This is a genomic window from Acinetobacter sp. 18QD2AZ41W (assembly GCF_009829025.1).
GTDB lineage: Bacteria > Pseudomonadota > Gammaproteobacteria > Pseudomonadales > Moraxellaceae > Acinetobacter > Acinetobacter pseudolwoffii.
Window position 1 is genome coordinate 12,212 of the sequence record NZ_WURP01000016.1, and the last position, 20,504, is coordinate 32,715.

24 protein-coding genes are annotated in these 20,504 nt (G+C 43.4%); 11 read left to right on the forward strand and 13 right to left on the reverse strand.

The window, feature by feature from the left end; genetic code table 11:
* Nucleotides 1–4: 4 nt before the first annotated feature.
* From GVV58_RS13680 to GVV58_RS13710, 7 genes are all read right to left on the reverse strand, one after another.
* Nucleotides 5–856: a MoxR family ATPase gene (locus GVV58_RS13680; RefSeq protein WP_005097074.1), complete on the reverse strand. Its 852-nt coding sequence runs from the start codon at nucleotides 854–856 to the stop codon at nucleotides 5–7.
* A gap of 21 nt (nucleotides 857–877) precedes the next feature.
* Entirely contained in the window at nucleotides 878–1,261 is a 384-nt protein-coding gene (locus GVV58_RS13685) for a hypothetical protein (RefSeq protein ID WP_074383190.1), read from the reverse strand.
* 21 nt (nucleotides 1,262–1,282) lie between these two features.
* Complete coding sequence (locus GVV58_RS13690) at nucleotides 1,283–1,588, reverse strand: YcgL domain-containing protein (protein WP_159516757.1); 306 nt, start codon at nucleotides 1,586–1,588, stop codon at nucleotides 1,283–1,285.
* A gap of 130 nt (nucleotides 1,589–1,718) precedes the next feature.
* Complete coding sequence (locus GVV58_RS13695) at nucleotides 1,719–2,861, reverse strand: HRDC domain-containing protein (protein WP_005097077.1); 1,143 nt, start codon at nucleotides 2,859–2,861, stop codon at nucleotides 1,719–1,721.
* Nucleotides 2,862–3,039: 178 nt separating this feature from the next.
* Nucleotides 3,040–3,636: a recombination mediator RecR gene (recR, locus tag GVV58_RS13700; protein ID WP_004278698.1), complete on the reverse strand. Its 597-nt coding sequence runs from the start codon at nucleotides 3,634–3,636 to the stop codon at nucleotides 3,040–3,042.
* A gap of 13 nt (nucleotides 3,637–3,649) precedes the next feature.
* Nucleotides 3,650–3,979 carry a YbaB/EbfC family nucleoid-associated protein gene (locus tag GVV58_RS13705; protein ID WP_159516758.1) on the reverse strand — a complete coding sequence of 110 codons (330 nt, stop codon included), beginning with the start codon at nucleotides 3,977–3,979 and terminating at the stop codon, nucleotides 3,650–3,652.
* Nucleotides 3,980–4,007: 28 nt separating this feature from the next.
* Complete coding sequence (locus GVV58_RS13710) at nucleotides 4,008–5,195, reverse strand: O-succinylhomoserine sulfhydrylase (protein ID WP_100355326.1); 1,188 nt, start codon at nucleotides 5,193–5,195, stop codon at nucleotides 4,008–4,010.
* 142 nt (nucleotides 5,196–5,337) lie between these two features.
* Between GVV58_RS13710 and GVV58_RS13715 the strand changes: the two genes are divergently transcribed.
* From GVV58_RS13715 to GVV58_RS13760, 10 genes are all read left to right on the forward strand, one after another.
* A complete protein-coding gene (locus GVV58_RS13715; RefSeq protein WP_159516759.1) occupies nucleotides 5,338–6,435 on the forward strand; it encodes an alpha/beta fold hydrolase in 1,098 nt (365 codons plus the stop codon).
* 62 nt (nucleotides 6,436–6,497) lie between these two features.
* Entirely contained in the window at nucleotides 6,498–7,370 is an 873-nt protein-coding gene (locus tag GVV58_RS13720; RefSeq protein ID WP_159516760.1) for an NAD(P)-dependent oxidoreductase, read from the forward strand.
* A gap of 86 nt (nucleotides 7,371–7,456) precedes the next feature.
* A complete protein-coding gene (locus GVV58_RS13725; protein WP_074383196.1) occupies nucleotides 7,457–7,726 on the forward strand; it encodes a YARHG domain-containing protein in 270 nt (89 codons plus the stop codon).
* A gap of 31 nt (nucleotides 7,727–7,757) precedes the next feature.
* Nucleotides 7,758–8,171 carry an HIT family protein gene (locus tag GVV58_RS13730; RefSeq protein ID WP_005170623.1) on the forward strand — a complete coding sequence of 138 codons (414 nt, stop codon included), beginning with the start codon at nucleotides 7,758–7,760 and terminating at the stop codon, nucleotides 8,169–8,171.
* 304 nt (nucleotides 8,172–8,475) lie between these two features.
* Complete coding sequence (locus GVV58_RS13735; protein ID WP_159516761.1) at nucleotides 8,476–9,591, forward strand: porin; 1,116 nt, start codon at nucleotides 8,476–8,478, stop codon at nucleotides 9,589–9,591.
* Nucleotides 9,592–10,026: 435 nt separating this feature from the next.
* Entirely contained in the window at nucleotides 10,027–10,218 is a 192-nt protein-coding gene (cydP, locus tag GVV58_RS13740; RefSeq protein WP_004645265.1) for a cytochrome oxidase putative small subunit CydP, read from the forward strand.
* Nucleotides 10,218–11,804, forward strand: coding sequence for a cytochrome ubiquinol oxidase subunit I (locus GVV58_RS13745; protein WP_159516762.1), 1,587 nt, complete (start codon nucleotides 10,218–10,220; stop codon nucleotides 11,802–11,804). The genes cydP and GVV58_RS13745 overlap by 1 nt, the downstream gene beginning before the upstream one ends.
* Nucleotides 11,801–12,946, forward strand: coding sequence for a cytochrome d ubiquinol oxidase subunit II (cydB, locus tag GVV58_RS13750; RefSeq protein WP_159516763.1), 1,146 nt, complete (start codon nucleotides 11,801–11,803; stop codon nucleotides 12,944–12,946). Before GVV58_RS13745 ends, cydB begins: the two co-directional genes overlap by 4 nt.
* Before the next feature lie 25 nt (nucleotides 12,947–12,971).
* A complete protein-coding gene (gene cydX, locus GVV58_RS13755) occupies nucleotides 12,972–13,073 on the forward strand; it encodes a cytochrome bd-I oxidase subunit CydX (protein ID WP_004278713.1) in 102 nt (33 codons plus the stop codon).
* Nucleotides 13,074–13,076: 3 nt separating this feature from the next.
* Nucleotides 13,077–13,379 (forward strand): cyd operon YbgE family protein, encoded by a 303-nt coding sequence (locus GVV58_RS13760; protein ID WP_005170606.1) that lies wholly within the window; start codon nucleotides 13,077–13,079, stop codon nucleotides 13,377–13,379.
* Nucleotides 13,380–13,577: 198 nt separating this feature from the next.
* On the opposite strand, the gene rodA is transcribed toward GVV58_RS13760, so the two are convergent.
* The 6 genes from rodA to GVV58_RS13790 form a co-directional block, all read right to left on the reverse strand.
* Nucleotides 13,578–14,717 (reverse strand): rod shape-determining protein RodA, encoded by a 1,140-nt coding sequence (gene rodA, locus GVV58_RS13765; protein ID WP_074383200.1) that lies wholly within the window; start codon nucleotides 14,715–14,717, stop codon nucleotides 13,578–13,580.
* A gap of 111 nt (nucleotides 14,718–14,828) precedes the next feature.
* Nucleotides 14,829–15,542, reverse strand: coding sequence for a 2-C-methyl-D-erythritol 4-phosphate cytidylyltransferase (gene ispD, locus GVV58_RS13770; protein WP_005097091.1), 714 nt, complete (start codon nucleotides 15,540–15,542; stop codon nucleotides 14,829–14,831).
* On the reverse strand, nucleotides 15,511–15,903 hold the full coding sequence (locus GVV58_RS13775; RefSeq protein ID WP_005097092.1) for a septum formation initiator family protein: 393 nt from the start codon (nucleotides 15,901–15,903) through the stop codon (nucleotides 15,511–15,513). The genes ispD and GVV58_RS13775 overlap by 32 nt, the downstream gene beginning before the upstream one ends.
* 7 nt (nucleotides 15,904–15,910) lie before the next feature.
* A complete protein-coding gene (gene eno / locus GVV58_RS13780; RefSeq protein WP_005097093.1) occupies nucleotides 15,911–17,200 on the reverse strand; it encodes a phosphopyruvate hydratase in 1,290 nt (429 codons plus the stop codon).
* A gap of 59 nt (nucleotides 17,201–17,259) precedes the next feature.
* The gene (gene kdsA / locus GVV58_RS13785) at nucleotides 17,260–18,117 is read right to left on the reverse strand and encodes a 3-deoxy-8-phosphooctulonate synthase (protein WP_005106657.1); all 858 of its coding nucleotides are present in this window, start codon (nucleotides 18,115–18,117) and stop codon (nucleotides 17,260–17,262) included.
* Between the two features lie 31 nt (nucleotides 18,118–18,148).
* Nucleotides 18,149–19,789 carry a CTP synthase gene (locus tag GVV58_RS13790; protein WP_005097095.1) on the reverse strand — a complete coding sequence of 547 codons (1,641 nt, stop codon included), beginning with the start codon at nucleotides 19,787–19,789 and terminating at the stop codon, nucleotides 18,149–18,151.
* Between the two features lie 226 nt (nucleotides 19,790–20,015).
* Between GVV58_RS13790 and GVV58_RS13795 the strand changes: the two genes are divergently transcribed.
* Nucleotides 20,016–20,450: a hypothetical protein gene (locus GVV58_RS13795; RefSeq protein ID WP_005097096.1), complete on the forward strand. Its 435-nt coding sequence runs from the start codon at nucleotides 20,016–20,018 to the stop codon at nucleotides 20,448–20,450.
* Nucleotides 20,451–20,504: the final 54 nt, after the last annotated feature.

Sequence of the window (20,504 nt, forward strand, 5' to 3'; positions counted from 1 at the left end):
TCCCTTAACGACGTGACATAAAGGCTAGACGTTCAAGCAACTGTACATCTTGCTCATTTTTGATCAAGGCGCCGTACAAGGGTGGAATCGCTTTGGATTTATCGGTATTGCGCAAAATATCTTCCGGCATGTCGTCAGCCATGAGCAGGCTGAGCCAGTCAATCAGCTCAGATGTTGATGGTGGTTTTTTCAAACCCGGAATCTGGCGCAATTTAAAGAAAACCTGCAAGGCTTCATTGACCAATGTGGCAGAGATATTCTCGAAATGTACATCGATGATTTCGCGCATGGTCGCTTCATCCGGAAATTCGATATAGTGGAAGAAACAACGGCGCAGGAATGCATCGGGCAATTCTTTTTCATTATTTGAGGTAATGATGACGATTGGACGCTGGGTTGCGGTAATGGTTTCCCCGGTCTCGTACACATAGAACGACATTTTATCGAGTTCATGTAGCAAGTCATTCGGAAACTCGATGTCTGCCTTATCAATTTCATCAATCAGCAAGACACAACGTTCTTCGCTGGTAAATGCTTCCCACAGTTTACCCGGCTTGATGTAGTTCTTGATGTCATAGACACGGTCATCACCAAGCTGACTATCACGCAGGCGCGACACCGCATCGTATTCATACAGGCCTTGCTGTGCTTTGGTGGTGGACTTGATATGCCAGGTGATCAGTTTTAGGCCCAGGCTTTCTGCTACCTGCTCAGCCAATAAAGTTTTCCCTGTACCAGGCTCACCTTTGACCAATAACGGCTTTTGTAAACTACGGGCAGCTTTAACCGCCAACTTTAAACTGTCAGTCGCAATGTACTGAGCTGTACCTGAAAATTGTTGATGATCAGCAGACATGATTTAACCTTATTTTTTTACTTACAACGGTGAACTTTTCTTGTGAACACGAAGATTGCCCTTGTTCGACACATAGGTCGACCAGCAATAGCCAATCACAGATCCAATCCCAATGACAAATAAAATAAGTGACGCATTAATCCAAATCAGAGCTTGCTCTTTGGTCAACACACCAAACAGCAAGCCAAAAATTGCAGGTGCGATAGAGGCATTCGGCCCCTCGGATACCGTCGGTGTCAATAGAATGGCAAAGCCTAAAATCCACAAAAAACCACCAAGCGGCTTAGGCAGCCGCTTGGTTACGCCATACCAGCACCATAAAGCAATCAGGCTGCCCAGCAGATAAACCGCAACAGCAATGCTCTGTTCAGGAATTGAGTCTAAGACAGCAACATAACCATTCATTTCACAACTCCTGAATTAACATTAAGCGCCACGCAATCCTTCTGGAGCGACTGCATTCGGATCAATCAAGCCTTCTGGCGGCATTTGCAAAAAGAAACCACGTGTAGCAATAGAATCCATCACATGCAATACATTGGCACGTGCCAGTTTACGCGATTCGCTCAGTTCAAGATGCATGACAAGAGTCGCACGTCCAAATGCGGCTTGTACGGGCTCAGACAATACGCTGAGTGGCTCGAATATTTCAGCTTCGCTTTCATCCGCAGGACGCGCCACATACAGATACATTTCACTTTTTTTGCTGGATTTGTAGATAGACACTTGCATGTTTCAAACGACTTTTCTGGAAAAACATCCGCAAGGATACATCAAAAAAAAGACAGAAACATTAGCCACGTCTCATGCATCAGTCGTGATTTTGTATAATTGCTCTATCTTTAACCAATCCTGCAAGCGATCACTCGCTGACTTTCATCTGGGTCGATAAATAAGATTCATCCTGATGCAGCACCTGAATCAGTGGCTGGGTTAACAGTTCATAGCGCCAGCCCAGCAGATAATCCGGCAGATCCTGCTCATCCTTATGAAAGACCACATGCTGATACAAGGCATTCAGCCATTTTTTACGCATCAGCACTTCTTTTGGAATTGAGGTTTCATCGACTACATTTTGAATGATGTTATCGATCTTTTCGCCGATATCTTTGGAGGAATGACGGATTGGACGCGCCAGACGTAACGGCCAGCTTTCCGGTTCCGGCAAGAATTTCAGCAGATCCAGAATGGTTTTACCATGTTCACGAACCACATTTGAACGGATATCTTTGACTTGACTCAGCTGGAAGTTATTGCGCGGGAACTTCTCGACCAGATCAATCATACTGACATTTTTTAAGATAAAACTACGTGGCTGATTCAGTGCTTTGGCAATCTGATCGCGCCAGACCATCAATTGCTGTAATTGCATCAGCTGACGGCGTGAATGGCGATAATTCCCCACATCCTGATATAACAAGGCCGTTGGTGTATCTTCACCAATTTCCTGAGTCAAGAAACGACAGTCTTGCAAGGCAAAATCCAGTAGGTATTTCGTATCTAGCTCTTGTTTGATTTTGTCAGACAGCTTGACCAGATAATGCACATCATTGGCCGCATAAAGTAATTGTTCTGAACTTAAAGGACGTGCCAGCCAGTTAGAACGGGTCTGGTCTTTTTCGATATCGACTTCCAGCATCTGTTTGAGCGCATTCTGATAGCTGACTTGCAGACCATGCCCCAGAAAAGACATGCCGACCTGGGTATCAAACACATTGGTCAGTGATTTCTTTTGGGTATAGTGATAAAGCAGATCAATATCTTCGCTACAAGCATGAAAAATATTCTGCTGGGCGTTAAAAACTTTATTGAAGAACTCAGTCAGATCCAGGGTGGTTCCATCCAGCAAATAGACCTTGTTGTCTACATTGATCTGAAACACACCCAGTTTCGGCCACAAAGTATCGACCTTGATAAATTCGGTATCCAGCCCGTAAACAGAACTCTGATCCATCAGGTTCAGCACAGGGTATAAATCGTTTTGATGTTGAATAAATTGAAACATAAAGACTGAGTCTAAAATTAGATTCTCGATAGATCCATATTAACTGATCTATAGAATTTTTGTATAAAAAATAACGCTGATTCTGCTCTATCTAGCAAAAATACCCCTTATTTATTAGGCTCTAGATTTTAAATAATATCTTTTTTATATTAAAACTAACAAGATTTTTAAGTCTATCTTACTTCATGCGCATCCGGTTATGTACGGCCTGACTCAAGGTATGACTATCGACATATTCCAGTTCACCGCCCTGTGGTACACCTTGGGCAATTCGAGTCATCTGGATCGGCAGATGCTTGCTGGCTTCCACCAGATAATGTGCCGTGGCCTGACCTTCTACCGTCGCATTAGTAGCGAGAATGACTTCCTTCACCTGACCATTGGCCAAACGGTGCAACAAATACGGAATGCCAATTTCTTCAGGACCAATCCCATCGAGCGGTGACAAATGCCCGCCCAGTACATGGTATTTCCCTCTAAAGCTGCCACTTTGCTCAATCGCCATAACATCTGCAGGTGATTCCACCACACAGAGCAATTCATCATCACGATCTAGCGACGTACAGATATTGCACACTTCATCTTCAGTCAATGAATGACAAACCGAACACTCATGAATGTAGTTGGTCGCCTCAGTCAACGCATGCGCCAGACCAATTGCACCTTCACGATTTTTCATGATCATATGCAATGCCATACGTTGAGCCGATTTCGGCCCAACGCTTGGCAAAATGCGTAATGCTTGAACCAGTTGATCAAAACGATCACTAAACATTGCGCATTCTTCCTTAGAACATACCTGCCAGACCCGGTGGTAAACCCATACCCGAGTTTGCTGCTTTCATTCTTTCATCAGAGACCAATTCTGCCTGACGCGCAGCATCATTCATTGCAGCAGCAATCAGATCTTCGATCATGTCTGGATCATCCTGAAGTAATTCAGGGTTGATTTCGATACGCTTCACCACATTGCAGCAAGTCATAGTGACTTTGACCAAACCACCGCCCGCTTCGGCATGCACTTCAGTTTGTGCCAGCTCTTCTTTGGCTTTTTTTACATTGTTTTCAACTTCTTTTTGCATGCGCTGAGCTTGCTGCATCAACATATTAATGTTCATAAATATCTCCGAACATAAATTTATAAAATTAGATAAGATCTAAACCACGAGTAATATCACGAATAATATCACCAATCTCTTCTAAACCAACAGAAACACGAATTAAACCTTCGCGAATACCTGCTGCTTCTTTGGCTTCAGGCGATAATTTACCGTGTGTAGTGGTTGCCGGATGGGTAATGGTTGATTTCGCATCCCCCAGGTTACCGGTGATCGAGATAAACCGGGTATTGTCAATGACTGTCCAAGCGGCTTCACGACCGCCTTTCACCTCAAAAGACACAATGCCACCAAAACCCGTCTGCTGTTTCACTGCCAGCGCATGACCGATATGCGCAGGCAGACCGGCATAATAAACCTTCTCTACCTTTGGATGCTGATCCAGAAATTCAGCCAGTTGCTGCGCACTTGCTGAATGCTCACGCATACGTAAACGTAACGTTTCCAAGCCTTTCAGGAATACCCATGCATTAAACGGACTCATTGAAGGACCTGTGGTACGCACATAACCAAAGATTTCTTCCAGCAGTTTATGGTTTCCAACCACAGCTCCACCTAAGGCACGGCCCTGACCATCCAGATATTTAGTCGCAGAATACACCACCAGGTCTGCACCAAATTTGAGGGGTTGTTGTAACACTGGTGTACAGAAGCTATTGTCGATTGCCAGTAAAGCATCATTGGCATGGGCAATATCAGCCAATGCCTGAATGTCAGCCACTTCTGCAAGCGGGTTTGATGGAGATTCAACAAACAGTAATTTGGTTTCAGGCTGGATGGCATTTTTCCATGCATCAAGATCGGTCAAATCTACAAAATCGACACTAACCCCAAATTTTGCGACATATTTTTCAAATAGCGAAACAGTCGAACCAAAGACTGCACGTGAGCAGATGACGTGATCACCTGCTTTCAAAAAAGCCATGGTCACTGCCATAATGGCAGCCATACCTGAACTGGTAGCAACGGCGCGCTCTGCACCTTCGAGTGCCGCCAGACGTTTTTCAAACATGGCAACGGTTGGGTTGGTAAAGCGAGAATAGATATTGCCCGGTTCCTGACCTGAAAATTTCGCAGCAGCTTCGGCGGCATTTTCATAAACAAATGACGATGTTAGAAAAATGGGTTCAGCATGCTCACCCTCAAAGCTACGGGTATGACCTATACGGATGGCTAAAGTTTCTAATTGATATGAAATATCGTCTTGCTGGCTCATCGCTCTACCTCAGCCCTAAGGCTGCCTTTTGTAAAAAATTGCCAACATTTTGAGCGCCTATGCTATTTCAGGTCAAGGCATAATAAGCAATTATTGCTTAGACTTCGATCAATCCTTCCCCGGATACGGATATTTTATTTACATGATTCAGTTAAAACAAAACTTTCAGCGCCAGCAAAAAAAATTGAAACATTTCAGTGCCCGGATGTTTAATGCCTCCTCTCTGATTCTGTCGCAAAAAACGCCTTTTGAATATATTGCCAGCACCGAGTTTTGCAAGATTCGCTATTACGCCTCACCCGATAAGAAATACAAGGAGCCATTGGTATTTGTCGCCCCTCTCGCCATCAATATGGATATCTATGATCTGTATCCCTATCGTTCGCTGGTCAAGCATTTTCAGCATAGCGGTTTTGATGTCTATCTGGTGGAATGGAAACGTTTTAACTTTAGACATCGTCATTTAAACTTTTTGTCTTTTATTGATGCAGCCATTCCTCAATCTATTGAAACCATCTGCAAGCATTCGGACAGTCAGTTCATTTCCCTACACGGCTGGAGTATGGCTGGGGTATTTGTCACGCTTTATACCGCCTTGCATTCGCCTGAACATGTCAAAAATTTGATGGTCGTTGGCAGCCCCATCGACAGTTATGCATCAGGACGGGTCGGCAAACTGTTTTCGACCACCAATAAACTGATTTCTAAAAATAAAAATCTGCAACAGGCCATTCATCAGGGTCATATTCCAAAGCAATATATTCATACGCCCGGCATTGTAAATGCCTTGGGCTTTAAGTTACTGGATCCGATCGGCTGGCTGAAAAGCCAGAAGCAGTTTTTGCTGAATCTGGATCATGTCGAAAATGTCTATGAACATGCCACCATGGGAAATTTTCTGAATAAGATGATTGATTATCCGGGCGGGATTAATCAGGACATGGTCTTACATCTGTGGCTGCAAAATCCTTTAAAACAAGGTTCAATCACCTTAAATGGTCGTACTGTTGACCTTAAGAATATCAGCTGCTCGCTGTTGGTCGGTGCCGGCCAAACCGATCAGATTGTCACAGAACAGTCAGCTAAGCCTTTGATAGAATTGACAAGTAGCCAGGATAAGACGTTTACTCTGATTCCGGGTGGTCATCTGGGCCTGATGTCCAACCAGAAAACAGCCAATACGTTCTGGCCCAAAATGACGACCTGGCTGGCGCAGCGCTCTATACGTCTTGATGCTTAGCGCATCTGCGTCAGCATCGCAAAAAAACATTAAAATTTATTTACATATTCAGAGGATACAGCATGATTCAGTCAGTAGCATTTATCGGCTTAGGTGCCATGGGTTATCGTATGGCAGCACATTTACCCAAGCAGTTTGATACCGTCTATGTCTGGAACCGCAATTTTGACAAAGCAGAGCAACATGCTGCTGAATATGGCACCCAAGCCGTTACGCTAGAACAGGCCGTTCAGGCAGATATTATCTTTTCATGTTTGCCGACCAGTGCCGATGTAGCACAACTTCTGGAAAATTTGTCGCTTAAATCCGGCTCAGTCTGGGTCGACTGTACCAGTGGTGTACCGGATTCCGCGCAAAAACTGGCAGCACAACTGGCTGAACGTGGGGCGATCTTTCTGGATGCACCGGTCAGCGGTCAAACCATTGGCGCTGAAAATGGCACCTTGACAGTGATGGTAGGCGGCGATGTCCAAGGTTTTGAAAAAGCCCTTCCTGCGATGCAGGCTTTTGGCACACTGATTAAGCATGTCGGTGAATCTGGCGCAGGTTTTGCAGTGAAAGCTGTGAATAATATGTTAATGGCTGTAAACCTGTGTGCGGTCGCAGAAGGCTTTACTACGCTGAAAGCACATGGAGTCAACCTGAATGAAGCACTGGATTGTATTAATGCTTCAAGTGGTAAAAGCATGGTGACCGAAGCCGTATTGCCGCAGCGTATTTTAAATCGCAGTTTTCCTGTAACCTTTGCCCTGCCACTCTTGGCCAAAGATACCGGCATCGCAATCGACCTGGCGCGTGAGGCTAAACTGTCTGCGCCTGTGCTATCATTAACCCAGAATCTAATTCAGGCGGCCAGTGATCTATCGGATAAAAACAGTGATTTTTCCAGTGCCGTGAAAATGTATGAATCATGGAGTAATATTACCATCGAGTAATATCTCGCCATTGAATAATGATAACAAAACCTCATATTGTGACTAGTAGGCAGGCACATATAGTGGATAACCCAGAGGAAACTCGCATGAAGAAATTTTCTGTTGCAGCATTAGTTGGCTTTGCAACTTTGTTCGGGGCTTCAACATCGGTTCTTGCATCTGAACAGGAATGCAAAAAATTGAAAAATGATCATGACGTGATTTATGCGTCTAAAGGATTCTGTTTTAAAGATCCAGAAGCAAAAGCGAAGTTCGGCAATGACAATTGCTATACAACCAAGCCAAAATTCTCGGAAAAAGAGCAACAGCGTCTTGACGTGATCAAAGATCGTCAGAAAGAATTGAACTGTAAATAATTCAATTCAATAACGCTCAAGGAATGTACTTATGACTTATGATGATCAGAATATTTTTGCACGAATTCTACGCGGTGAACTTCCTGCGATTAAAGTGTATGAAGATGACCAGGTTCTTGCATTTATGGACATCATGCCGCAAGCAGATGGTCATACTCTGGTCGTTCCGAAAGCACCAGCCATCACTTTACTGGATCTAGATCCTGAAGCTGCGGCCTATACGATTCAAATTGTACAGAAGGTTGCGAAAGCAATTGAAAAAGGTTTGGGCGTTGATGGCATTGTCCTGATGCAATTATCAGGTGCTGCTGCTGGTCAGACTGTACCGCATATTCATTTTCATCTAGTGCCGACTTCTCTGCACAACTTGGGTAAACATGCTGCCCAGATGGGTGATCAGGAAAAAATTAAAGCGCTGGCTGAAAAAATCAAAGCTGCACTTTAAGTTTAACTGAATAAAAAAAATGGAGCTTCGGCTCCATTTTTTTATTCTACTTAAAGCATAAAACTTTAGAAAAAAAAGCGAATCATTAAGATAATAGCAACCAAATTATCTTTAAATACAAAAAATTGAATGTGTAATATTACAAAACTTACAAAATACAACATTTAACAGATTTGAAATATTTCCTTAATCTTACTGTCTTATTTGTAATCGATACTTGGCACCAATAGAGCGGTACATGTTTTAACACATGACTGAAACTTGTTTTAAGACGATGAATAAAAAGTCTTTATTGGAGCTACACATGAAAAAAACTCTTTGCGCATTGGCAGTTGGGGCAACAATTTTAACACCAGTAATGGCAGCTGCTGCTGATGTTAAAGTGTATGGTCGTGCACATGTATCTTTAGACTATCTTGATGATGGTGCAGATTATAACGAAGTTGGTCTTTCTTCAAACTCTTCACGCCTAGGCTTTAAAGCTGAACAAAAATTAGAAAATGGCATGACTGTTTTTGGTCAAATTGAACAAGAAATTAACTTTGCTAGTGGATCTGCTAATAATAGTGGTGTTGACTTCGCAACTCGCGATACCTTTGTCGGTTTAAAAGGTGACTTTGGTCAAGCACGTGTAGGTCGCTTTGACAGCCCGTTTAAAGTCGCGCGTGGTCCAGTGAATTTCTTTGGTGACCAAGTTGGCGACCTTCGTAACGTCACACGTGTGAGTGAACAGCGCTTTGATGAACGTAATGCCAACACCATTGAATATAAATCTCCAAAATTTGGCGGTGGTTTCAATGTATTAGGTGCAATGTCACTTCATGAAGATAACAGCCCTTCAGCTGATGATGCCGCTAAGCAAGATAACAATGACAAAGATAAAGCATATGATCTAGCACTTACCTATAAAGAAGGTAAAGTTGATTTTGCTACTGCCTACGAGCACTATGAAGAAAATGCTAATCGTGGTGAGCGTAATGGCTTCCGTATTGCAGCAGCCTACAAAATTACTCCAGAATTTAATTTAGGTGCTTTATATCAATACACTACGTTTGATAGACAAGGTACAGCAGCAGAACTTGCGGCAGCCGAAGGTAGTGCTTTAGATAAATTAATTTCAAAACAAGATACACATGTATTTGGCGTAGCAGCTGACTATAAATTTGCACCAAAAACGTATCTCCGTGGCCAAGTGTTCCACCGCGATGTCGATGCAGATGATGCAAATGCAACATTATTGGCACTTGGTGTTGAACACCGTTTAGACAAAACAGTACGTGTATATGCAAACCTGGCAACTGTCCTAAATGATGAAAATTCAAATGTTACACCATGGGCACAAGCACGTACAAATAACGTAGGTGGTACACGCGGTGAAGATGCAACTGGTCTATCTCTAGGCATGCGTTACGACTTCTAAGTCTAGCCACCCTCACCAAGCTTAAAAAGAACATGTTTCCAGCATGTTCTTTTTTTGGCGTGTTTTTTATCAATATAAAATGATGAGAAAGATTGTGACACTGATATTCAACCCTTATAAAACCAACCAAAATAGTTTGATTAATTTTATTCTTTATTTTAAAACCAAGCATTTTAATCAGATTAAAAAGCATTAATCCAACTAAAACAATCTACATTCAAATATATAAATATAAGCATTTTAGTCGGATTTAAAAAAACAATAAAATTACATAAAATAATAAAAAATATTTAGAATAAATTTTAACTAATAAAAATATATACCTTTTATTATCATACATTTAAAAATATATATTTATTTAAATTGTATCGTCTATTTATTTTTTAGTTACAATAGATTAATAATATACAACAAGTCACAGACAGGCTTAGTCGAATGAGCTTAGTTCCCAAAAATCTAAACCAGAGAGTGGTGAGAGAAATAACCGCTATTTTAATTATCAAAGTTATTTTACTGATGATCATTAAAAATATCTGGTTTGATGCGCCTACGATTCCTAAAAATTTTGATAACCAAGTCGCCGAGCGTATCGCCGGCAATCCTTCCCAAATCCAGGAGACACGTTGATGATTTCTGAAAGCGTGGTCGATCTCTCGCGGTTCCAGTTCGCCATGACCGCGATGTATCACTTTATTTTTGTTCCACTGACTTTAGGCCTGGCTTTTCTGCTTGCCATTATGGAAACCACCTATGTGATTTCCGGCAAAGAAATCTATAAAGACATGACCAAGTTCTGGGGAAAACTGTTTGGTATTAACTTTGCCTTAGGGGTAACCACAGGCCTGACCATGGAGTTCCAGTTCGGAACCAACTGGGCTTATTACTCGCATTATGTCGGTGATATTTTTGGTGCACCGCTGGCGATTGAAGGTTTGATGGCCTTCTTCCTTGAATCGACCTTTATTGGCTTGTTCTTCTTTGGCTGGGATCGCCTGTCCAAAGTGCAACATCTGGCAGTTACCTGGCTGGTAGCTTTAGGTTCGAACATGTCTGCGCTGTGGATTCTGATCGCCAATGGCTGGATGCAAAACCCGGTTGGTTCTGTATTCAACTACGAAACCATGCGTATGGAAATGGTGGACTTTGCTGCTCTGATATTTAACCCGGTTGCTCAGGTTAAATTCGTACATACAGTGTCTGCAGGTTATGTCACAGGTGCTATTTTTGTACTGGCCATTTCAAGTTATTACATGCTGAAAAAACGTGATCTGCCTTTTGCACGTCGTTCTTTTGCCATTGCTGCCATCTTCGGGCTTGCGTCTACACTTTCAGTGATTTTACTGGGTGATGAATCAGGTTATGAGCTGGGCGATGTCCAAAAAACCAAACTTGCGGCGATTGAAGCAGAATGGGATACGCATCCTGCACCAGCAGCATTCACCTTATTTGGGATTCCAAATGCAGAAACCCAAACCACTGACTATGCGATCAAGATTCCTTATGCGATGGGTCTGATTGCAACCCGCTCCACCACTGAACAAGTGACTGGAATTAAAGATCTGATTACTCAGCACGAACAGCGGATCCGTAACGGTATGGTGGCGTATGAACAGTTAGAGCTGCTCCGTGCAGGAGATAAATCACCTGAGCTTAAAGCGGCTTTTGATGAATCACAAAAAGACCTCGGTTATGGCTTGCTGCTGAAGAAATATACGCCAAATGTGGTGGATGCGACTGAAGCACAAATTAAAGCTGCGGCGGCAGACACCATTCCACATGTACCAAGCCTGTTCTGGGCATTCCGCGCCATGGTGGGTTCTGGTTTCTTGATGCTGCTTCTCTTCATTCTGGCAACTGTTGCAGTCGCAAAACGCAATGCTGAAAACAAACCTTGGTTATTGAAATTTGCCTTATTTGCGCTTCCTTTACCTTGGGTGGCTGCACAAACCGGCTGGTATGTGGCAGAGGTCGGTCGTCAACCATGGACGATTGGTGAAGTATTACCGACGCATCTTTCAGCATCTAGCTTAAGTACTGGCGATGTATGGGGTTCAATTATTGCCTTGGCAGCGTTCTATACCGTGTTACTGATTATTGAAATGTACCTGATGATCAAGTTCTCGCGCCTAGGCCCAAGCTCCCTACATACCGGTAAATACCACTTTGAAAAGCTTGCCGCTGCAGAAAAAGCAAATGGGGAGACTCAAGCATGATCGAATATGAATTACTCAAAATAATCTGGTGGGTGCTGGTTGGCGTATTGCTGATTGGCTTTGCCCTCACCGATGGTTTCGATATGGGTTCCATGGCAATCATGCCATTTGTGGGCAAAAATGATAACGAGCGCCGTGCTGCGATCAACACCATTGCCCCACACTGGGACGGCAATCAGGTCTGGTTCATTACCGCAGGTGGTGCTCTATTTGCTGCCTGGCCAATGGTTTACGCAACCGCATTCTCTGGCATGTACTGGGCACTGTTGCTGGTCCTGTTTGCGCTGTTCTTACGGCCGGTTGGCTTTGACTACCGCTCAAAACTGGAAAATACCAAATGGCGCAATTCATGGGACTGGGGTCTGGCCATTGGTGGTGCAGTGCCTGCATTGGTCTTTGGTGTTGCGTTCGGCAATATGTTTCTGGGCGTGCCTTTTACCCTGGATGAAACTGTGCGCTCTACCTACACAGGTAGCTTCTTTGCCCTGCTAAATCCATTTGCAATTGTATGTGGTCTGGTCAGTTTATCGATGTTATGCGCACATGGTGGTGCATGGCTGATGCTGCGTACTGATGGCGACCTGCGTCAACGTTCTGCCAAAGCGACACAAATCATGGGTCTGGTCTACTTGGCGACTTTCCTTGCTGCGGGTGCATGGTTGTATTTTGGAAACATCCAGGGTTATAGCCTGGTGATGCCTTTTGACACCAATGGTGTTGCCAACCCATTAGCAAAAGAAGTACTGACCAATGCCAATCCGGGCTGGATGAACAACTATTCGACTTATCCAATTACAATGGCAGCTCCAATTGCCGGCATTCTAGGGGGATTAATCATTGTACTGGCTGCAGGTAAAAACAAGGCTGGCTTGAGCTTCCTGGGTTCTTCTCTGGCAGTCGTCGGTGCAATCTTGACTGCCGGTTTTGCCCTGTTCCCGTTCCTGATGCCATCCAGCTTAAATCCGACTGTCAGTCTGACGATGTGGGATGCGGTATCCAGTAAAAACACCTTAACTGTCATGACAGTTGCAGCTTGTATTTTTGTTCCATTGATCCTGATCTATACCACTTGGTGTTATTACAAGATGTGGGGCGTGATTACCAACAAACATATTGAAGACAATTCACACAGCCTGTATTAAGGCTGTGCACTAAGGAGACAAAATTATGTGGTATTTTGCCTGGATTCTGGGTGTACTGATGGCGTGTTTTGCCAGTGTGATTGCTGCAATTTATATGGAACAACACCAAGACCTGGATGAGGAATAAAATATGACCGAAGCTGCGCTTGAGAAAACCGTTGTAGACAAGAAACCAAACAAATTTGCGATGATGATTTCCTGCCTGCTGGCTTTTCCTCTCGCCGCAGTGTTATTGGTTCATCCCTCTGCAATGCTGGATGCCAACGGTGAATATAGCCATAGTGCCATGATGTATATCATGATTGGTATTTCTGGAGGCTTTGTACATGGTGTCGGTTTCGTACCTCGCCACTGGTTCTGGAAATGGCTATTTAGTCCATTTTTGGCTTGGCCTTTGATGATCTGGGGCTATTACACCTGGTTTTTCAGTTAAGTTTTAAGACTAAAGAGGCCCTCGATTGAGGGCTTCTTTATATCGTTTATCCATTTCTGCTTTTTGTTGTATGGTTATATCACTCTGCATTTGGAAGCAATTTCCACATTGAGCATGAATATAATGAAGATACTTTTCTTTACCCGCATGTCTTAACAATATTTGTAAAACCGGAACACATCCGACTTTTAGAATAATTTATCGATGGGTATGAATCGACATCACAATTCCCATACCTGCGAGCATTGAGATCACCGCCGTTCCGCCATAACTCATGAGCGGCAATGGGTCTCCAGTCACCGGTAAGATACCACTCACCATGCCCGAGTTTAAAAATACAAAGAAGAAAAAGGTCAGTCCAATAGCTCCGGCATATAAACGTCCAAAATTATGAAAACTGTTTAAGCCAATCATCAAACAACGAATAATAATCGCAGTAAATAAACTAAATAGCAGAAACACACCAATAAAACCGAATTCTTCGGCATAGGTCGACATAATAAAGTCGGTATGATGCTCGGGCAGATAACCCAAATGCGATTGTGTCCCTTCAGTATAACCTTTGCCTGTGGAACCACCTGAACCAATCGCGATTTTGGACTGAATGATATTCCAGCCTGCACCCAATGCATCCGACTCCGGATCAAACATCGTGGTGATACGTTTCTTTTGATACTCTTGTAGTACGAACATCCATAAAACCGGTGCTGCTACAGCCAGTGCTGCTGCCGCACCAACAATCAGACGCCACGACATCCCACTTAAAAACAAGACAAAAACACCCGGAACCACCAAACCAATATTCAAGTCAGGTTGGAGTGCAACCAAAACAAATGGTATAGCCAGTAAAATTAATGCACCGACAATATGTACAAATTTGGGAGGAAATGGCTTACGTGCAAAATACCAGGCCATCATCAAAGGCATGGCAAATTTCATTACCTCACTCGGTTGCATACTCCCAATACCAGGCAAAGTAATCCAACGCGTTGCACCCAGGCGTTTTTCACCAATCACAAACACCAAAAGCAGCATGAATATGCCAAAGGCATACAGGTAGGGACTGATCGCCTGATAGACTTTCGGTGGAATCTGCGCACAGATAAACAGCAGCACAAAACCAATCCCGAAACTAATCGCCTGACGAACAACCATCCCGGAATCTTCAGAGGTCGCGCTATACACCACCATCAACCCCAGGATTGCATTGAGAACCAGAAAGCACAACAACCAGGGATCAAGGTGCAACTTGGTCCACCGGGATGAATCTTGCGGGTTAATACTACGTCCATCACGCAAAGAATGACGTAAAAACCGATACTGCTGTGAAGGTATCATTGGCCAAAAGGTGAAAAAGAATGATGGCAAAATTATAAGTGAAAGCTATAGGGAATAGATCGCTATAGCCAGATTTATTCTGCTTTTATTCAAATTTTATCGAATATATTTTTAAGCCTGAGCTTGTAAAATCAGCTTGGCCAGTTCCAGATCATCTGGATAGGTAATTTTAATATTATCGGAGCGCCCTTGCACCACACTCACCTGCTCACCGATATGTTCCAGTGCGCTGGCTTCATCGGTAATGTTAGCACCATCCTGCAAAGCCTGTTCAATCGCCCGTTTTAATGTGCCCAGCTTGGCCATTTGCGGCGTTTGTGCCTGCCAGAGCATGGAGCGATCCACCGTTTCCTCAATATCAGAACCGGTGACTACACGCTTAAGTGTATCTCGTACCGGAATCGCCAGAATCGCAGCCCGATCCTGTGCAATTGCCGTATTGACCAACTGTTGAAGACAATCCAGACTGACACAAGGGCGTGCCGCATCATGCACCATGATCCAGTCATCTTCAGAGGCCATTGCAGATAAATAATTTAATGCATTCAGCACCGAATTCACTCGCTCTGCGCCGCCCAAACAAAAATGTGCTTTTTCCAGATCGGAAAATGGCAGAGTTTTTGCGACATTGTCCTGTGTACCAATCGCCAATACATAACCAGTCAAAGGCAATTGATTCAGACGTGCAACGGTATGTTCAAGAACAGTTCGTTGTTGAAGCGTCTGATATTGCTTGAGTTCTGTTTTAGAAAAACGGCTACCTGAACCTGCAGCAGGAAGAATGACCCATAATTTACGGGGTATTTGTTGGCTCAGGTGACTCATTGGTTCGCAGATCTACTTTAGAATTTGGATTAAGATAGATGGGTTTATATTGAGTACTGATCGTGCTCATTTGAATAAAAGTTTCACGTGGCTTAATCAGGCCAAGATCTAAACGCGCATGTTCTTCGATGGCTTCAATACCATTCTTTAAATCGTAGACTTCTGCCGCCAGAACGCGATTACGTTCTTTCAGCTCATCATTCAATTCCATTTGCTGCTGGATTTTCTGGGTCAGCTGCTGATGATCATGATAACCACCTTCACCAAACCAGTATAAATATTGAAACCCTGCGATCAAAATGATCGCAAGGCCCAACAGTACTTTACTCGCAGTCGAGTCGAATACATTTAACATTGACATAAGTCGCTTAGTTCAAACCTTTAAACTCAGCTTTACCGCGATATGCAGCATTAGTCAATTCTTCAATACGAAGTAACTGATTATATTTCGCTACACGGTCAGAACGGCAAAGTGAACCGGTTTTGATTTGACCTGCTGCTGTACCTACTGCAAGATCCGCAATGGTTGAATCTTCAGTTTCACCTGAACGGTGTGAAATCACAGTAGAGTAACCATTTTCTTTGGCAAGATAGATCGCATCTAAAGTTTCAGTCAAGGTACCGATCTGGTTATATTTGATCAGGATCGAGTTACCTACTTTTTCGTTGATACCACGTTGCAGGATTTTAGGATTCGTTACGAACAGGTCATCACCTACCAACTGGATCTTGTCGCCAAGAATCGAAGTCAGGTAAGACCAGCCTTCCCAATCCGACTCATCCAAACCATCTTCAATTGAAATAATTGGGTATTGGTTTACAAGGCCAGCCAAATAGTCAGAGAACTGGTTGCTGGTGAACGCTTTGTTGCCTTCGCCCGCAAGAATGTACTGACCATTTTTGTAGAATTCTGAAGATGCACAATCCAGCGCCAGCATAATGTCAGAACCTGCTTTGTAGCCAGTTTGACCAATTGCTTCAAGAATAACCGTGATTGCTTCTTCGTTAGAACGAAGGTTTGGTGCGAAACCACCTTCATCACCCACAGCAGTGTTTAAACCTTTTTTGTTTAATACTGATTTAAGTGAATGGAAAATTTCAGCACCGGCACGTAGCGCTTCAGAGAATGAAGTGAAGCCTACAGGTTCAATCATAAACTCTTGGATATCAACGTTGTTGTCTGCATGTGAACCACCATTGATGATGTTCATCATTGGTACAGGCATGGTCAAAATCGAGTTGTTGCGAAGGTCTGCAATATATTGAAAAAGAGGAATTTTCTTTTCATCAGCAGCAGCGCGTGCAGCAGCCAAAGATACAGCTAAAGTTGCGTTTGCACCCAGTTTTTCTTTGTTTTCAGTACCGTCTAAAGCAATCATCGTGTTATCGATGTCTTTTTGTTCGAATACAGATTTACCAAGCAAAGCATCACGGATTAAGGTGTTTACATTATTTACCGCAGTTTTAACACCTTTACCTAAGTAACGTGCTTTATCGCCATCACGAAGTTCTAAAGCTTCACGAGAACCAGTTGAAGCACCAGATGGTGCACATGCACGGCCAACTACGCCAGATGCTAAGATTACGTCTGCTTCGATGGTAGGGTTACCACGAGAGTCCAAAATTTCACGTGCACGAATGTCAACGATTTGGCTCATGAACTATTCCTCAGTTGATTAATATGAGCTGCCTTTAGGGCAGCGCAAGAGTGATAAACTCAGTGTGTATCTAACTTTTCGAAACCTTTGACCAAGGTATCCAATTCTTTTAGCTGTGCCAAGAAAGGCTCAAGTTGAGACATGCGCAATGCACATGGGCCATCACACTTGGCTTTCTCTGGATCAGGATGTGCTTCCAGGAACAAACCTGCAAGACCGGTTGCCATACCTGCACGCGCCAATGTGGTAATCTGGGCGCGGCGTCCGCCAGCAGAATCGGCACGGCCACCTGGAGTTTGCAAGGCATGCGTCACATCAAAGAACACAGGCACATTCATTTCTTTCATGATATCGAAGCCCAGCATGTCTACAACCAGATTGTTATAGCCAAATGCTGAACCACGCTCACAAATGATCAGTTTGTCATTTCCTGCTTCCAGACACTTATGCAAAATATGACGCATTTCGTGTGGTGCAAGGAATTGTGCTTTTTTGATGTTGATGATGGCATCGGTTTTTGCCATGGCTTCCACCAGATCCGTCTGACGACTCAAGAAAGCCGGCAGCTGGATAATGTCCGCCACTTCTGCAACAGGCGCCGCCTGGTACGGCTCGTGTACATCAGTGATGATTGGCACATTAAAGTGTTTTTTAATGTCAGCTAACCACTCGAGACCTTTGTCGAGGCCTGGGCCACGGAACGAATTCAAGCTTGAACGGTTGGCTTTATCAAAGCTGGCCTTGAACACATAGGGAATACCCAAACGTGTACAAATATCGACATAAGTCTCAGCGATCTCAAAAGCCAAGTCTTTAGATTCAAGTACATTCATTCCGCCGAATAATACAAATGGCAAATGATTTGCCATTTGTATATCACCCAAACGTACAATTTCTTGTGGTTTTAATTGCGACATTTAAACTTCCTAGTTGTGTCCTACACACCGATTATTGAGTTTTTTGGTACTGCTTTTTCGCAGCATCAATGAAACCGGCAAATAATGGATGACCTTCACGTGGTGAGCTGGTAAATTCCGGGTGGAATTGTACCGCAATAAACCAAGGATGTTGAGGAATTTCAACTGTTTCTACCAGATGCTGTACCGGTGAATAACCAGAAATCTTCATGCCTTTTTCTTCAAGCAATGGGATATAACGGTTGTTCATTTCGTAACGGTGACGGTGACGCTCAATGATTTCTTCAGAACCATAGATTTCAGCTGTTTTTGTGCCTGCAACCAGTTCAGATTTTTGAGCCCCTAGACGCATGGTGCCACCCAAATCAGAGTCAGCAGAACGTTGCTGAACTTCACCGCGCTCATCTAACCATTCAGTGATCAAGCCAATCAATGGAGATTTGGTCGAACGGTTAAATTCAGTCGACGTTGCATCGCTAATGCCCACAACATTACGTGCATATTCGATTACAGCCAACTGCATACCTAAGCAAATACCAAGGAAAGGTACACCGTTTTCACGTGCGAATTGAATCGCCTGCATTTTGCCTTCAGTACCACGTTCACCAAAACCACCTGGAACCAGAATCGCATCGGCATCTTTCAATACTTCGTTCACGTCCTGGCTTTCAAGTTCTTCTGCATTGACATAGTCAATTTGGACTTTAACGCGGTTTTTCACCCCGGCATGTAAAAGTGCTTCGTTCACAGATTTATACGCATCTGGAAGTTCTACATATTTACCGACCATCGCTACACGAACGGTGTATTCTGGGTTCAATAATGCTTCTACCACGTTATCCCAATCGGTTAAATCCGCTTCAGGAAGGTCGTTATAACCAAAACGTTCGCAGATTAAATCATCAACATTCTGTTCGTAGAAAGTACGTGGAATCTGATAGATCGAACGTGCATCTTTACATACCACAACGGCACGTGCTTCAACGTTGGTAAATAATGCAATTTTACGGATAGTATCTGCATCTACATCGTACTCGGTACGGCAGATGAGAATGTCTGGCTGAATACCAATCGACAGAAGTTCTTTAACAGAGTGCTGTGTTGGTTTGGTTTTTAATTCTGCTGCAGACTTAATGTATGGGAGTAACGTTAAGTGCATTAACATGGTACGTTTATGACCAAGTTCAACCATTAGCTGACGTACAGATTCCATGAATGGGAGAGATTCAATGTCACCTACTGTACCGCCGATCTCTACAATCGCAACATCATAGCCTTCGCCTGCACGCAGGACACGCTCTTTGATATTGTCAGTAATGTGTGGAATAACTTGCACAGTACCACCCAGATAGTCACCACGGCGTTCTTTGTTCAGAACATCTTGGTAAACACGACCTGATGTGAAGTTATTCAGTTTGGTCATTTTCGCACGACGCAAGAAACGTTCGTAGTAACCCAAATCTAAGTCTGTTTCAGCACCGTCTTCTGTAACAAAAACTTCACCATGTTGGAATGGGCTCATCGTCCCTGGATCGACATTAATGTATGGATCCATTTTTACCATGGTCACTTTTAAACCACGAGCTTCTAAAAGTGCAGCAACAGAAGCAGCTGAAATACCTTTACCTAGTGATGAAACTACACCACCAGTAACGAAAATAAAATGGGTCATTGGGTTTCTCGTACAATCGAGCCTAAATCGGCCTGCAATGTTGCGCAATTTTACTTTACCTTGTACCTAGAAAGCAAAGTCAATCCGCATCAATTCAAAGAACAATAAACAATTGACTATTCTAACAGCAATTCCAATAAAAAATTACTGTAAGTTCATATGATTTCTATCTTGTAATTTGCTGCTATAATAGTGTAATCCCCTCCACACTTTTCTGTTTGATGCAATGATGATGAAGAAATTTTTACTCTGTACCGTAATCCTGACTGGCCTGAGCTTGACTGCGTGTGTAAAAAAAGAAGCACCTAAAGAAGAAGAACAAGTTGAGGTTAATCCAGCACCTGAAGTTGTAACGCCTGAACCAGCACAATTTGAACCGCTTGAGCCGGTAGAAGAAGCGGTAATTGAAGAAGTTCCAGAGACAACTGTGGAAATTCAACGTGAACAGACAGCTAACACGACGACTGAAATTCGTCGTGAAGTGAAGAAGCCTGAACCTGTTGAAGCTACACCAGCTCCAACAAGAACGCCGTCAGAAAACAATCCAGCTCCAGAGCCTTCAAAACCTGCAGCAACGCCTAAATCAAACTCTGATTCAAACAAATCTGAAGAAGACGCTGTGGCTGATGCCATTGCAGCAGCGATGCCAGCGCTTGATTAATCAAGAGAATTCATCAAAAAAACCCAGCTTTTGCTGGGTTTTTTTATTACTCTT

Excerpts from the sequence above, each read along its gene's own strand:
- kdsA (WP_005106657.1), bottom strand. The coding sequence starts at position 18,117 with ATGTCGCAATTAAAACCACAAGAAATTGTACGTTTGGGTGATATACAA.
- GVV58_RS13710 (WP_100355326.1), bottom strand. The coding sequence starts at position 5,195 with ATGAGCCAGCAAGACGATATTTCATATCAATTAGAAACTTTAGCCATC.
- GVV58_RS13775 (WP_005097092.1), bottom strand. The coding sequence starts at position 15,903 with ATGTCAATGTTAAATGTATTCGACTCGACTGCGAGTAAAGTACTGTTG.
- cydX (WP_004278713.1), top strand. The coding sequence starts at position 12,972 with ATGTGGTATTTTGCCTGGATTCTGGGTGTACTGATGGCGTGTTTTGCC.
- GVV58_RS13680 (WP_005097074.1), bottom strand. The coding sequence starts at position 856 with ATGTCTGCTGATCATCAACAATTTTCAGGTACAGCTCAGTACATTGCG.
- GVV58_RS13735 (WP_159516761.1), top strand. The coding sequence starts at position 8,476 with ATGAAAAAAACTCTTTGCGCATTGGCAGTTGGGGCAACAATTTTAACA.
- GVV58_RS13725 (WP_074383196.1), top strand. The coding sequence starts at position 7,457 with ATGAAGAAATTTTCTGTTGCAGCATTAGTTGGCTTTGCAACTTTGTTC.
- rodA (WP_074383200.1), bottom strand. The coding sequence starts at position 14,717 with ATGATACCTTCACAGCAGTATCGGTTTTTACGTCATTCTTTGCGTGAT.
- GVV58_RS13790 (WP_005097095.1), bottom strand. The coding sequence starts at position 19,789 with ATGACCCATTTTATTTTCGTTACTGGTGGTGTAGTTTCATCACTAGGT.
- GVV58_RS13685 (WP_074383190.1), bottom strand. The coding sequence starts at position 1,261 with ATGAATGGTTATGTTGCTGTCTTAGACTCAATTCCTGAACAGAGCATT.
- eno (WP_005097093.1), bottom strand. The coding sequence starts at position 17,200 with ATGAGCCAAATCGTTGACATTCGTGCACGTGAAATTTTGGACTCTCGT.
- GVV58_RS13705 (WP_159516758.1), bottom strand. The coding sequence starts at position 3,979 with ATGAACATTAATATGTTGATGCAGCAAGCTCAGCGCATGCAAAAAGAA.
- GVV58_RS13695 (WP_005097077.1), bottom strand. The coding sequence starts at position 2,861 with ATGTTTCAATTTATTCAACATCAAAACGATTTATACCCTGTGCTGAAC.
- cydB (WP_159516763.1), top strand. The coding sequence starts at position 11,801 with ATGATCGAATATGAATTACTCAAAATAATCTGGTGGGTGCTGGTTGGC.
- GVV58_RS13720 (WP_159516760.1), top strand. The coding sequence starts at position 6,498 with ATGATTCAGTCAGTAGCATTTATCGGCTTAGGTGCCATGGGTTATCGT.
- cydP (WP_004645265.1), top strand. The coding sequence starts at position 10,027 with ATGAGCTTAGTTCCCAAAAATCTAAACCAGAGAGTGGTGAGAGAAATA.
- recR (WP_004278698.1), bottom strand. The coding sequence starts at position 3,636 with ATGTTTAGTGATCGTTTTGATCAACTGGTTCAAGCATTACGCATTTTG.
- GVV58_RS13760 (WP_005170606.1), top strand. The coding sequence starts at position 13,077 with ATGACCGAAGCTGCGCTTGAGAAAACCGTTGTAGACAAGAAACCAAAC.
- GVV58_RS13730 (WP_005170623.1), top strand. The coding sequence starts at position 7,758 with ATGACTTATGATGATCAGAATATTTTTGCACGAATTCTACGCGGTGAA.
- GVV58_RS13690 (WP_159516757.1), bottom strand. The coding sequence starts at position 1,588 with ATGCAAGTGTCTATCTACAAATCCAGCAAAAAAAGTGAAATGTATCTG.
- GVV58_RS13795 (WP_005097096.1), top strand. The coding sequence starts at position 20,016 with ATGATGATGAAGAAATTTTTACTCTGTACCGTAATCCTGACTGGCCTG.
- GVV58_RS13715 (WP_159516759.1), top strand. The coding sequence starts at position 5,338 with ATGATTCAGTTAAAACAAAACTTTCAGCGCCAGCAAAAAAAATTGAAA.
- ispD (WP_005097091.1), bottom strand. The coding sequence starts at position 15,542 with ATGAGTCACCTGAGCCAACAAATACCCCGTAAATTATGGGTCATTCTT.
- GVV58_RS13745 (WP_159516762.1), top strand. The coding sequence starts at position 10,218 with ATGATTTCTGAAAGCGTGGTCGATCTCTCGCGGTTCCAGTTCGCCATG.